This is a genomic window from Nonomuraea lactucae (assembly GCF_003313395.1).
In the GTDB taxonomy this organism is placed as follows: Bacteria; Actinomycetota; Actinomycetes; order Streptosporangiales; family Streptosporangiaceae; genus Nonomuraea; species Nonomuraea lactucae.
Window position 1 is genome coordinate 1 of record NZ_QNFZ01000251.1, and the last position, 12,952, is coordinate 12,952.

General features: G+C 70.6%; 10 protein-coding genes. 2 read left to right on the forward strand and 8 right to left on the reverse strand.

The window, feature by feature from the left end; all coding sequences use genetic code 11:
• Window positions 1-99: 99 nt before the first annotated feature.
• From DQW85_RS15850 to DQW85_RS15860, 3 genes are all read right to left on the reverse strand, one after another.
• A complete protein-coding gene (locus DQW85_RS15850) occupies window positions 100-747 on the reverse strand; it encodes a hypothetical protein (protein ID WP_162795026.1) in 648 nt (215 codons plus the stop codon).
• A gap of 112 nt (window positions 748-859) precedes the next feature.
• On the reverse strand, window positions 860-1,279 hold the full coding sequence (locus tag DQW85_RS15855; RefSeq protein WP_162795027.1) for a hypothetical protein: 420 nt from the start codon (window positions 1,277-1,279) through the stop codon (window positions 860-862).
• Window positions 1,280-2,246: 967 nt separating this feature from the next.
• Window positions 2,247-3,011 (reverse strand): PhzF family phenazine biosynthesis protein, encoded by a 765-nt coding sequence (locus tag DQW85_RS15860; protein ID WP_113701080.1) that lies wholly within the window; start codon window positions 3,009-3,011, stop codon window positions 2,247-2,249.
• 168 nt (window positions 3,012-3,179) lie between these two features.
• On the opposite strand from DQW85_RS15860, the gene DQW85_RS15865 reads away from it, so the two are divergent.
• Entirely contained in the window at window positions 3,180-3,560 is a 381-nt protein-coding gene (locus tag DQW85_RS15865) for a cell division protein SepF (protein WP_113701081.1), read from the forward strand.
• On the opposite strand, the gene DQW85_RS15870 is transcribed toward DQW85_RS15865, so the two are convergent.
• The 5 genes from DQW85_RS15870 to DQW85_RS15890 form a co-directional block, all read right to left on the reverse strand.
• Window positions 3,557-4,888, reverse strand: a complete 1,332-nt coding sequence (locus DQW85_RS15870; protein WP_240197207.1) for a hypothetical protein — start codon at window positions 4,886-4,888, stop codon at window positions 3,557-3,559. The two genes, DQW85_RS15865 and DQW85_RS15870, sit on opposite strands and share 4 nt — an antisense overlap.
• A gap of 120 nt (window positions 4,889-5,008) precedes the next feature.
• Window positions 5,009-6,736, reverse strand: coding sequence for an arginine--tRNA ligase (gene argS / locus DQW85_RS15875; RefSeq protein WP_113701082.1), 1,728 nt, complete (start codon window positions 6,734-6,736; stop codon window positions 5,009-5,011).
• Complete coding sequence (locus DQW85_RS15880) at window positions 6,733-9,204, reverse strand: HAD-IC family P-type ATPase (protein ID WP_113701083.1); 2,472 nt, start codon at window positions 9,202-9,204, stop codon at window positions 6,733-6,735. Before DQW85_RS15880 ends, argS begins: the two co-directional genes overlap by 4 nt.
• Window positions 9,205-9,253: 49 nt before the next feature.
• Window positions 9,254-10,273 (reverse strand): phosphate acyltransferase PlsX, encoded by a 1,020-nt coding sequence (gene plsX, locus DQW85_RS15885; protein ID WP_240197208.1) that lies wholly within the window; start codon window positions 10,271-10,273, stop codon window positions 9,254-9,256.
• A 115-nt stretch (window positions 10,274-10,388) separates the two neighbouring features.
• A complete protein-coding gene (locus DQW85_RS15890) occupies window positions 10,389-10,946 on the reverse strand; it encodes a DUF1707 SHOCT-like domain-containing protein (RefSeq protein WP_240197209.1) in 558 nt (185 codons plus the stop codon).
• 176 nt (window positions 10,947-11,122) lie between these two features.
• On the opposite strand from DQW85_RS15890, the gene DQW85_RS15895 reads away from it, so the two are divergent.
• A complete protein-coding gene (locus DQW85_RS15895) occupies window positions 11,123-12,445 on the forward strand; it encodes a KamA family radical SAM protein (protein ID WP_113701084.1) in 1,323 nt (440 codons plus the stop codon).
• Window positions 12,446-12,952 lie beyond the last annotated feature (507 nt).

Below are 12,952 nucleotides of genomic sequence, written 5' to 3' on the forward strand. Positions count from 1 at the left end.
ACTGCACTCGGGAGGGTGTGGGAGAGTAGGTCACCGCCGGACAATTGTTGGGGGAGGGGTTTCACCTGTGAGGGTGGAGCCCCTCCCCCTTTTTTTGTGTCACTGGCGTCCGCCCAGCACCGAGTACTCTTCGGACACCTGCATGGCCACCAGGTATCGAGCCTTCCGGCGAATCTTCAGCCACCTGGACAGCCATGGCCTGCCCTCAGGCGCCCAGTGGTACGGCTCGTACATGCCGCCGCCCTCATCGAACACCGTGGCGCCCGGCATGGTCGTCAGGTCCCGATCGGCCTTCATGCGGGACGTGGCGAACTCGATCCGGACACCGTCGCACATCAGCTCGGGAAGATCGCCGACATCGTAGGTCCGCAGACGCTCCCGGGGGTCCGGCCGGCCGCCGAACTCCCGCCAGTAGCCGCGGATCTCCGACGCGGCGGGGCACCTGTCGAAGCGGTTGAGGAAGGCGGTGATGTCGCCGTTCCAGAGGTAGGCCCGGTGAAGGGTTAGAGTGCACTTCGCGGTGACGCCCTCGGCGTTCTTGGGATCGTCGTCGCCCTTCCGGCACCGGTCGAGGCCGCCGCGACCGACCTCTTTCCTCAGCCCCGCAGCCCGTACAGTCCAGTCGAGCCGGAGCGTCAGGGCCTTGCGGGCGATTGCCCGGTGCGCCAGTACGTCAGGTGCCGACGATGAGCTCTGCACTCGCCGCTCAGGTGACTCGGTGGCGCAGGAGGAGAGCGCCAGGGTCACGGCTGACGCGGCCGCAGCACAGGCATGGCTTCGAGGCGTCACATCTCTGAGACGCCACCCGGCCGGTCAAAGTTCGCAGCAGATATTGCGGAGAGTGACTGCAGCCATGCCCTCAGCAAGCTCTACCCCCACCGCCGCCCTCGGCGCCCTGTCCTCGGTGCCTTGCCCTCCGCGCCTTGCCCATCCCGGTCCCGTCCATCGCGGTCCCGTCCATCGCGGTCCCGTCCATCGCGGTCCCGTCCATCGCGGTCCCGTCCATCGCGGTCCCGTCCATCGCGGTCCCGTCCATCGCGGTCCCGTCCATCGCGGTCCCGTCCATCGCGGTCCCGTCCATCGCGGTCCCGTCCGGCCCCACGTCCCATTGGACACACCCAGCGACAGCACCACCGTCCCGCCGCACTCTGCGCTGGCGGCGTCTGCGTGGATTGCCGCGCGCCTGCTGCTGCATCCTGGGGGCCATTTCGTGCGCCTGCTCCACCCCGTGGGCCTGCTCCACCCCGTGGGCCTGCTCCACCCCGTGGGCTTGCTCCACCCCGTGGGCTTGCCCCACCCCGGCCTCGCCGTACCCCGGACCCGCCGGACCGTGGCAGCCCGCGCCCTGTGCACCTCGCGCCTGCTGCGTCCTGGGGGCCCATTTCCGTGGGCCCGCCCATCCCGCGGCCTGCCCGCCCCGGCCTCGCCGTTCCCGGACCCGTTTGCCCGTCGCACCCGCGCTCGTCGCACCTCGCGCCTGCCGCCCCCGCGCCCGCCGTGTACTGGGCCCCGTCGCCCCCGCCATGGGTTGGCCTCCCTGTGCTACGCCGCCTACGCTGTCCCCCGCGGCTTTGCCCCGCCCGGCCTCGCCGTACCCCGTGCCTGCCGTACCCCGTGCCCGCCGCTCCCGCGCCTGTCGCACCCGTGCCCGTCGCGTGCTGAGCCCCGTCGCCGCCGTCTTGGGCTGGCCTCCCTGTGCCACCCCGCCTGCGCCGTCCCCGGCCGTCCTGTGCTTGCGCCGTCCCGGTTGCGCCGTCCCGGTTGTGCCGTCCCCCGCCGAGCCGACTGCGCCGTTTCGAGGGCGCCGTCCCGTGTGCCGCCCCGCTGCCGCTGCCGCTGCCGCTGCCGCTTCTGCGTCCTGCTACCTGCGTCGCGTGCGACCTGCGTCATGCGCTGCCTGCGTCGTGGTCGTGCTACTTGCGTCACGCGCGCTGCCTGCGTCGCGCTACCTGTGGCGCGCGCAAGCTGCCTCGCGCTACCTGCGGCGGGCGCTGCCTGCGTCGTGCGACCTGCGTCGCGTGCTACCTGCCTCGCGCTACCTGCGGTGCCCTATGTGCCGCTGCACCTGTGCTATTCGCCTGCGCCGTCCCGACTCCGCTGCCCCTACTAGGCCGCCGTGTTCGCAAGGGGCCGGTGTCCCCGGTGCCCCACTTCGCGTCGCCGGCGCCTCGACTGGCCCGCCTGGTGCCCTGGCCTGCTGGGGCCGTCTTGTCGGCGGGAGTTCTAGCGGGAGGTCTACGGGAGGCCTATACGTGTAGTTCTCCTGAGAGGACCGTTACCGCGTAGCCGGCCAGGTGTACTCGGTCCCCCCGCACCGCGACCCTGACCAGGCCGCCCCGTCGGGACAGTTGGGCCCCCACCAGGTCGGTACGCCCGAAGCGGTCGGCCCAGTAGGGGGCCAGGGCGCAGTGGGCCGAGCCTGTCACCGGGTCCTCCGGTATTCCGACGTTGGGGGCGAAGAAGCGGGAGACGAAGTCCGTCGTGGTGCCGGGAGCCGTGACGATGACGCCCCTCGCGTCGATGGCACCCAGGGCCTCGATGTCCGGGCTGAGCGAGCGCACTTCGTCCTCGGAGCGCAGCTCTACCAGCAGGTCGAAGGCGCTCTGGCCGACCCGCACCGGAGCGGCGCCGAGTGCTTTTTCCAGCCCCGGGGGAACCGTGGCGGGCGTCACTTCCTTGGCCGGAAAATCCATCGTGATCATGCCGTCGGCGTCGCGTTTCACCGTGAGTGTTCCGCTGGCGGTCCGGAAATCGACCTGACCGGTCGCCGCCCCCGTCGAATAGAGAACGTGCGCCGTGGCCAGCGTCGCGTGGCCGCAGAGGGAGACCTCGACGGCGGGCGTGAACCAGCGGAGCGAATCGCCGAGCAGGAAGGCCGTCTCGGACAGACCCATCTCGGTGGCCACGGCCTGCATCCATGAGTCAGGTGCCGGAGTCTCCAGCAGGCAGACCGCCGCCGGATTACCCTGGAAAGCGCTGTCGGTGAAGGCGTCTACAGTGAACATGCGCATGACTCGATGCTATCGGGGGAGACGGTTATCCAGATGAAAGCAGACTGCAAGCCGTACAAAATGGAATTAGTCGTGGGCGTGTCGCATGGCGAACACGGAATCGTCGGTTACCGTCCAATGAGTAGGGACGTGCCGATTACGGTGAGTTCCTGAGGAAAGGACAAGCCGATGGGGGCAGTGCGCAAGGTGGCGGGCTACCTTGGCCTGGGCGGACTCGACCAGTACGACGACCCGTACGACGAGGAGCCGTACGAAGAGGAGTACATGCCGGCGTCGGAGCGGGCCGCCAGGAGATGGCGGGCGACCACCGACTCGTCGCGGATCGTGATGGTCCAGCCGCTCAAGTACAACGACGCGCCGATGATCGGGCAGCACTTCCGTGACGGCCAGACGGTGATCATGGACGTGACGGGTATGCCGATGCCGGAGGCGACCAGGATGGTCGACTTCGCGGCGGGCCTGGCCTACGGGTGCGAAGGGCGGATCGAGCGCATCGCCGACCGCGTCTTCCTGCTCGCGCCGGCCCACGTGGAGATCGAGACCTCCTAGGCCGCGCGCGGGCCGCGACGGATCAGCCGGGTGAGCTCGGCTGAGTCGTCGGCGGCCTGTTTGGCGCGTGCGTCCGCTTCGCGGGCGTACGCGTGCAACGCCCATATCGCCCCGTCGGCCAGCTCCTTGAGCTCGGCGACCCGGGCGGCCACGAAGCGGGCGTCGGAGGCGATGGCCGCCCGGCGCCGCCAGAGCTGCCAGCCCGCCAGGCCCAGCAGGGCCACCCCCATCACGGCGAGCGGCCACCCGGCCACCACTCCTCCTGCCATGCTTCCGACGCCTGCCACGACCAGGAGGATGGCGGCCCACGGCGCGCGTCGCGGCAGGGTGCCCTGCGCCTCGATGGCGGCTTCGGCCTCGGCCAGGGAGGCGCTTTCGGGCCCTTCGGGGAGCAGCGCGATGGGGTGGCCGAGCAGCGAGACGGTCAGCGTGGTGGGCGGCTCCAGGCGGCTGTCGGCCTCCAGCTCCTCGGCCACGCCGCGCAGGATGGGCGCGGCCACGTGCAGGGCGATCGCCGCCAGGTAGGGGTCGGCGCCGGGGCGCAGGTCGTCGAGCAGGTGCGAGGTCAGCGACGCCATCGGGCCGGCCGGGCCACCCAGGCCGATGAGCGAGCGGAGCACGGCGAGCGGCTCGTCCTCGTGCCAGGCCGTGACGGGGCTGGCGGCGCTGTTGGTGAGCGGTGTGGAGGAGTCGTGCTCGGCCTGCCGGGTCGAGGTGATCTCCAGGCAGCGGGCGCGCAGCCTGGCCAGCCGGGCGGCCGCCTGGGCGGGCCGGGCCAGCTCGGGCAGCTCGGCCATCTCCGGGAAGTCGACGAGGGAGGCCGGCACCACCACGGTCGGCTCGCCGGGCGCGAGCGCCTGCACCCACTGCCGGTGGTCGGCATGGTCGGGTACGGCCAGCGCGTCGAGCTTGCGCAGCACGAAGATCTTCCCGGCTGGGCCGTAGGCGCCTCGGGCGGCGGCCAGCCAGAGCGCCCGCTGCCCGTGGGTGACCGGCTGCTCCAGGGAGAGCTCTCCGAAGGCGGTGCCGAGCCATGAGGCGTGGATGCGACTCCCGTGGCCCGCGACGGCCAGGGCGAGGCAGAGGAAGAGCGCGGTCTGCTGCTGGTCGCGACCGGCGGCCCGGCTCAGCGGCTCCAGCGGGTCGTCACCGGCGAGGATCGACACCAGCGCCTGGACGGCCGGGGGAAGCCAGTAGCCGGGGATGTCGCGAAAGCCGGGCGCGGTGGGGGGTGCGGCCCCGTTGGCGGCCAGGTGTGCCAGCAGAGCCTCGGCGTAGCGGTGCAGCTCCGCCGCTGCTTGGGGGTCCGCAGTCAGGTCCGTGCTCAAGGCAGAGAACTCCCCCATTTTCGGCCTCGGTTCATGACCGCGTAAAGCCTAACCGGGGAGCGCGCCAACCCGCTGGAGGCGCGCCCACGTTGAGAGCCACAGCGCGGGTCATAGCGCGGGTCACATGCGCTCGGGGACCGGGACGCCGAGCAGGCCGAGCCCGGTCTCGAGCACCCGGAGGGTCAGCGCGCAGAGCGCCAGCCGGTGTGCGCGGGTCTCGGCGTCGACGCCCTCCTTCACGACCGGGCACTCCTCGTAGAAGGTGCTGAAGAGGCTCGCGGTCTCGAAGAGGTAGGCGCTGAGCGTGTGGGGCTCCGACTCCCTCGCGACCTGGTCGACCAGGGCGCCGAAGCGGAGCAGGTGGAGGGCCAGGGCCCGCTCGGCCGGCTCGCCCAGCACGATGGCGCCGTCCGCCTGCGCGGGCTCGATGCCCGCCCTGCGGAAGATCGACCGGATCCGGGCCGTCGCGTACTGCATGTACGGGCCGGTGTTGCCGGTGAACTTGAGCATGCGGTCGAAGTCGAAGACGTATTCGCTGTCGTGGCTTACCGAGAGGTCGGCGTACTTGACGGCGCCCATGCCCACGGCCTGCGCGATCTCGGCCCGTGTCGCCTCGTCGTAACCCCGCTCGGCGATGGCGGCGGAGGCCCGGTCGACGGCCTCCTGCAGCAGGTCCATCAGCTTGACCGACTCGCCGGAGCGGGTCTTGAAGCGGCGCCCGTCCTTGCCGAGCATCATGCCGATCTGGACGTGCTCGGCGGACACGGTGTCGGGCAGCCAGCCGGCCTGCTGGGCGGCGGCGAACACCATGCGGAAGTGGAGGGCCTGGTCGGCGCCCACGACGTAGAGGATGCGGTCGGCCTTGAGGTCGTGAACGCGGTAGCGGATCGCCGCCATGTCGGTGGAGGCGTAGCCGTAGCCGCCGTCGCTCTTGCGGATGATGAGCGGCAGCGGCTTGTCGTCGGTGCCGGTGAAGCCCGGCGGGAAGAGGCAGAGCGCGCCCTCGCTCATCACCGCCACGCCGGCTGCCTGCAGGTCGTCGCAGGTCTGGTCGAGCATCGGGTTGTACATGCTCTCGCCGGCGATGTCGGCGTCGGTGAGCGTGACGCCGAGCATGGAGTAGAGCTTGTTGAAGTAGTGGATGGTCGCGTCCATGAAGACGTGCCAGAGCCGTAGGGTGTCGGGGTCGCCCGACTGGAGCGTGGTCACCCGTGCGCGCGAGCGCGCCTTGAACTCCGGGTCGCTGTCGAACTCGTGCCGGGCCGCCTGGTAGAACTCGGTGCCCATGCCGGCCTCGAGCTGCGCGACCGCGGTCTCCTCGCCGATGTCGAGCAGGTGCTCGATGAGCATGCCGAACGGCGTGCCCCAGTCGCCGAGGTGGTTCTGCCGGATCACGCTGTTGCCCAGGTGCTCGTGGACGCGGGCCAGCGCGTCGCCCACGATCGTCGTGCGCAGGTGGCCGACGTGCATCTCCTTGGCGGCGTTGGGCGCGGAGTAGTCGATCACCACGGTCCGCGGCGGGGTGACGGTGCCGACGCCCGCGCGCGGGTCCTTCAGCATGCCCGTGGCCTCGGAGGCGATCCACGAGTCGTCGAGCGTGATGTTGAGGAAGCCGGGCCCGCTGACCTCGACCTTGCCGGGGAAGTCGGTCAGCTCGGCGGCGAGCGCCTCGGCGACCTCCCGCGGGGCCCGTCGCAGTCGCTTGGCCAGGCTCAGCGCGACGTTCGCCTGGAAGTCGGCGAACTGGGAGGGCCGGATCAGCGGGTCTGCGTCGGCGTGCTCGGAGCCGAACGCGTTGGCCAGCGCCTGCTGGACGCGCTCGGTGAGCACTATCTGCGGGTCGGTCATGCTCTAAGGGTACCGGCGAGCCTGACCGCGACGCTGATCGTGATCGCCGCCACGACGGAGATCCCGACAGCGGTCAGGTCGTTGCTGATGTCGCCGGGTTCGAGGGCGAAGAACTCCCGTACGAACGGCAGCGCCAGCGCCAGCGCGAACAGCGCGGCCATGGACCCCACCAGGACGACCCGCCACCAGGTGAGCGGCCGGGCGATGAGCACCAGCACCCACCACGTGGTGAGGAACAGGGCGATCACCGCCGACGTGCGGTCCTCGTTCAGGGTGGAGGTGCCGCTGTGCGCGGCCCAGAAGGCCAGCAGCACCGCGCCCGCGCAGACCACTCCGGCCGGTACGGCGAAGCGGAGCACCCGCGGCACGAACCCCGGCCGCGACCGTTCGAGGGCGGGCGCCAGCGCCAGGAAGAACGCCGGAACGCCGATGGTGAGCGCGTTGACCAGCGTCGAGTGCCGCGGGGCGAACGGGAACATCACCCCGATCACCCCGGTGAGCAGCGAGAGCACGATCGCGTAGAAGGTCTTGGTGAGGAACAGGTTGGAGACCCGTTCGATGTTCGCGAGCACGCGGCGGCCCTCGCCGACCACGTGCGGCAGCGTGGCGAACTTGTTGTCGAGCAGCACGACCTGGGCCACGGCCTTGGTGGCGGGGCTGCCCGCGCCCATCGCGATGCCGAGGTCGGCGTCCTTGAGCGCGAGCACGTCGTTGACGCCGTCGCCGGTCATCGCCACGGTGTGGCCGCGCGCCTGGAGCGCGCCGACGAACTGGCGCTTCTGGCGCGGCGTGACCCGCCCGAAGACGGTGTTGGTGTCGAGCAGCTCGGCGAGCTTGTCGGGGTCGTCCTCCGGCAGGGTCCTGGCGTCCACGGACCGGTGGCCGTCGGGTATGCCCAGGTCGGTGGCGATCGCGGAGACCGCGTCGGGGCTGTCGCCCGAGATGACCTTGACCGTGACGCCCTGCCTGGCGAAGTAGCGCAGGGTCTCGTGGGCGTCGGGTCTGATGCGCTGCTTGAGCGTGACCAGGGCGACGCACTCGACGCCGGCCGCGCCGCCGCCCGCGAGCGCCTCCAGGTCGCCGGTACGGCACAGCGCGAGCACCCTCGCGCCGGTGGCCGCGAGCACCCTCGCGCCGGTGGCCGCGAGCGTCGCGGCCCGGTGGTAGCCGTCGGCGTTGCCGATCCCGCCGATCCCGCCGATCCCGCCGGTCCCGCCGATTTCGCCGACGCCGCCGTTCCCGCTGCCGTCGCCGTTGCCGCTGACGTGGTCGCCGATGTCGGCGTCGAGGAGGACGTCGGGCGCGCCGAGCACCCAGGCGCCGTGCGGCCCGAAGTCGGCGCCGCTCCACTTGCGCGCCGAGGAGAACGGCACGCCGGTCACGGCGCTCCACCCGTCGGGCATGGACGGGTAGCGCGCCTGGATGGCCTGGGCGGTGGCGTTGGGCCGGTGGTCGACGTTGGCCAGCGCGGCGAGGGCGTCGTCCACCAAGCTGTCGCCCACCAAGCTGTCGCCCGCCGCGCTGTCGCCTGCCGTGCTGACGTCCCGTAACGGCAGCACCTGGTCGAGGTCCATGCCGCCGGCCGTCAGCGTGCCGGTCTTGTCCAGGCAGAGCACGTCCACCCTGGCCAGGCCCTCGATCGCGGGGAGCTCCTGGACCAGGCACTTGCGCCGGCCCAGCCGTACCACGCCGACGGCGAAGGCGATCGAGGTCATCAGCACCAGACCCTCGGGGATCATGGTGACGATGCCGGCGACCGCGCCGGTGATCGCGGTGCCGAAGTCGGCCGAGTTGCGGAGCTGGCTGTAGGTCAGCAGCGCGCCGATCGGGATGACCAGCCAGGTGATGTACTTGATGAAGTTCGCGACGCCGTCGCGCAGCTCGGAGTGGGCGAGGTGGAACTTGCTGGCCTCCTCGGCGAGCCGTACGGCGTAGGCGTCGGTGCCGACGCGGGTGGCGACGAACGCGCCCGAGCCGGCGACGGCGAAGCTGCCCGAGAGCACCTGGTCGCCCGGCTGCTTGTGCACGGGGTCGGCCTCGCCGGTCAGCAGCGACTCGTCGATCTCCAGCCCGTCGGACTGGACGACCTCGCCGTCCACCAGCAGCCGGTCGCCGGGGCCGAGGAGGATCAGGTCGCCCAGCACCACGTCCTGCGGCGGGAGCTCCTGCTCTCTCCCGTCGCGGCGGACCGTCACGGGAGCCTCGTTGATCACGGCCAGCCGGTCGAGGGTGCGCTTGGCGCGCAGCTCCTGCACGATGCCGATCAGCGCGTTGGCCACGATGACCAGGCCGAACAGGCTGTCCTGCCAGTGCCCGAAGATCAGGATCAGCGCCCAGAGCACGCCGATGACCAGGTTGAACAGCGTGAAGACGTTGGCCCTGATGATGGCGCCGAACGACCTGCTGGACCGGCGCGGGACGACGTTCCTCTTCGATCGCGCAGCCTGTGCCGCGGTGAGCCCTTCCACCCATCCCCCCGTTTGTGTGGATGCGCACAGACTGTCACAGACTACGGGGTTATCGCCGCCTATGTGATCGTTGCGTGGCGGCGATCCGCTCGCCGATCCTGGTGACGATGCCGCCGGCCGACAGGTCCGCGGCGAGCTGGCAGGCGGCGCTGATGCCCTGGGCCCGGGACGAGCCGTGAGCGATCACCACGGTGCCGTTCAGCCCCAGGAGCACCGCGCCGCCATGGGCCTCGGCGTCGAGCCGGTGGTGGAGGTCGCGGATGCGCGACCGCTGGAGGAACGCGCCGAGCCTGGCGGCCGGGCTGTCGGTGATCGTCTCCCTGAGTTCGCCGAAGGCGTAGCGGACGGCGCCTTCCATGGTCTTCAGCGCGACGTTGCCGGTGAAGCCGTCGGTGACGATCACGTCGACGCCGCCGCTCAGCAGGTCGTAGCCCTCGATGTTGCCGGTGAAGAGGATGCCGGGAGACGCCTGCAGGAGCTCGTGCGCCCGTCTGGTCAGCTTGTTGCCCTTCTCGGGCTCGCTGCCGATCGTGAGCAGGCCCACCTTGGGCTTGGAGATGTCGAAGGCGAGCTCCGCGTACGCCGAGCCCAGGTGCGCGAACTGCACCAGCATCTCCGGCTTGGCCTCGGCGTTGGCGCCCGCGTCCAGGAGCAGCGTCGGGCGGGGACGGGTGGGCAGCGCGACGGCGATGGCCGGGCGGAGCACGCCGTGCTGGGCCTTCAGCCTGAGCCTGCCGGTGGCCACGATCCCCGCGGTCGAGCCCGCGGACACCACGGCGGACACGTCGCCCCGCCGTACCAGGTGGCTGGCGATCGCGATGCTGGAGCGGGGGCGGCGCAGGCTGGCCAGCGCGCCCTCGTCCATCGAGAGGGCCTCCTCGGCCCGTACGATCGGGATCTCCTTGGTGGCGTCGTGGTCGGCGAGCGCCTCGTAGAGCACGCGCGGTGAGCCGACGAGCACGACCGGCAGCCGGCGTTCGCGCACGGCGTGCACCGCGCCCGCCACGATCTCGTGGGGTGCGTGGTCGCCGCCCATGGCGTCGAGCGCGATCGGCTTGCTGTCGGACACTGGTCACCTCGTACGGCGTGCGAGCCCGCTGCCACGGTGTGGCCGGAACGCGGGCTCGGGCGCGTCCGCATCGCAGGCGGGATGAATGCCAGGCTAACCGGTCGGTGACGTGGCCTTACGCCAGGTTCCAGTCGGAGACCCCGCGCGAGACGATGACCTTGGCGAACATGGACCTGCCCACGATGCGGATGATCGGCCCGTCTCCCTCCGAGCCGCCTGTCACGTTCCGCTTGCCGAACACGGAGCCCCCCTCGTCGATCACGCGGGCGTCGTCGGGGACGCGCACGATCAGCTTGCTGAAGCGGGCGTCGGCCTCGATCGTGATCTCGCGGCCCGGCAGCACGGCCTGGGAGAGGTCGACGATCAGCGCGCCGAACCTGGCCGACAGCCTGGTGTGCCGGGAGGCGACCCAGCGGCCCTTTCTGATCACCTTGCTGAACTTCGAGTCGATGGTCTGCCGCTCGACCGTGGCGGGCACGTGCGTGGCCGCCACATCGGGGAGGTCACGGGTGAGGGGGACGAGCTCGCCGAGCGTCTTCGCGGTGTAGGCGGTGTCCAGGCGGTCGGCGTGCTCGACGCTGGTGAGTCGTCCGGAGGCGAGGGCCTCGCCGAGCACGGCGGCCACGCGGTCGCGGTCGGCGTCGGAGGCGCGCAGGGCGGTGTCGTCGGTCACGATTCGCCAGTCTACGCGCTATCGCGATATGTCGCGAGTGGCTTGATCACTAGGAAAACTTGGAGCCCAGTGGAACCGGAGGCCCCGCGAGTCGCGTCCGGATATAAGAACCGTAGACGCGCGACACGGCCATGAGGTTTACAAGCGATCGAACAAAAAAAGATGGGAAAGGCCTAGTGATCTTGAACCAGGCAGGAACGCGACGCTTCCGGGCGTACACGTCCAAGCATCTCGACGAGCTCCTGCAGCGGGCGGGGCTTGGCGACGAGGAGCGTCTCAGAGTGCGCGCCGTCGCCACGGTGCTGCCCTTCCGCACCAACGCCTACGTCGTCGAAGAACTCATAGATTGGTCGGCTGCGCCCGACGATCCCATATACCGCCTCGTCTTCCCTCAGGCGGACATGCTTCCCGAGACCGATGTCGCGCGGCTGGCCGACCTGCTGAAGGCCGAGGCGCCCAACGCGGAGATCCAGGTCGAGGCCAACAGGGTACGCGCCCGGCTCAACCCGCACCCGGCGGGCCAGAAGGAGCTCAACGTGCCGCGCATCGGCGACGAGCCGGTGCCCGGTCTGCAGCACAAATATCCGGAGACTGTGCTGTTCTTCCCCAAACAGGGACAGACCTGCCATGCCTACTGCACCTACTGCTTCCGCTGGGCGCAGTTCGTCGGCGACGCCGACCTGAAGTTCGCCTCCGACGACATCGACCAGATGGTCGGCTACATCCGCCGGCACCCCGAGGTCACCAGCGTGCTGATCACGGGCGGCGACGCCATGATCATGGGTGAGCCGGTGATCAGGCGCTACATCGAGCCGCTGCTCGGTCTGGAGCAGCTGGAGTCTGTCCGGATCGGCACCAAGGCGCTGGCCTACTGGCCGCAGCGCTTCACCACCGACCCCGACGCCGACTCCACCCTGGAACTGTTCGAGCAGGTGGTGGCCGCGGGCAAGAACCTGGCGTTCATGGCCCACTTCACGCACCCCCGTGAGCTCGACTCGCCGCTGGTGGAGTCGGCGGTCAGGCGGATCCTGGACAGCGGGGCGACGATCAGGACGCAGGCGCCGCTGATCAGGTCGATCAACGACGATCCCGCCGTCTGGTCGGGCATGTGGCGGCGGCAGCTGCGGATGGGCATGATCCCTTACTACATGTTCGTCGAGCGCGACACCGGGCCGCAGGACTACTTCGCGGTTCCGCTCGCGCGGGCCTACGAGATCTTCCGGGACGCGTACGCGTCGGTCTCGGGGCTCTGCCGTACGGTGCGGGGGCCGTCCATGTCTGCCACGCCCGGCAAGGTCTGCGTCGACGGGGTCACCGAGATCGCCGGCGAGCAGGTCTTCATGCTCCACTTCATCCAGGCGCGCGACCCGTCGTTGGTGGGCCGCCCGTTCTTCGCGAAGTACGACCCGACGGCCGCCTGGCTGTCGGACCTGCGGCCGGCCTTCGCCGACCGTTTTCCGTTCGAGGCGGCCGTGGAAGACTCTCTCCTGCTGGTCTGAGCGGTCAAGCGCGTATCCCGCTACCGGAAAATCTGTGCCCCCGGCCCGTGACACTCGCTTTTCCCGGCTCCAGTGCACGGGCCGTGCGGGCACTCGCCGGCATCGCGGGAACGCCAATGGAATATCCGAAATAGCCCCCCGCTATTTCCCGACTTGTCTCCCCCTCGCTGCCCCCGTAACCGCCCGGCGCCTGGGCGTCAAACCTTCGTCACGCTGGCCCTTCGGCCTCTGCGGGCGCTCCGGGCGGGGTGATAGAACTGCGCCGGTAGCCCAGCCGGGACGGCGCGTTTCGTGTGGTGCCCATTGCGTGTCCGGCTTGGCATTCGGGGGTTATCGATTCGCGTTTCCCCCTCCGTTTCGGGAGCGATCGATCAGAGCCGGGAAGGCAATCATGGATCGAGTAATCAAGGCGGCCGTGGCCGCCGCGTCATTCGGACTGGCGGTGGCCCTGGCCGCGACGCCGGCCCAGGCCGGGGAGCGACGGCTCGCCGCCGCCCCCGGCGACGG

Bases quoted from the DNA above. Each gene is read 5' to 3' on its own strand.
- DQW85_RS15860 (WP_113701080.1), bottom strand. From the start codon at position 3,011: ATGCGCATGTTCACTGTAGACGCCTTCACCGACAGCGCTTTCCAGGGT.
- DQW85_RS15865 (WP_113701081.1), top strand. From the start codon at position 3,180: ATGGGGGCAGTGCGCAAGGTGGCGGGCTACCTTGGCCTGGGCGGACTC.
- argS (WP_113701082.1), bottom strand. From the start codon at position 6,736: ATGACCGACCCGCAGATAGTGCTCACCGAGCGCGTCCAGCAGGCGCTG.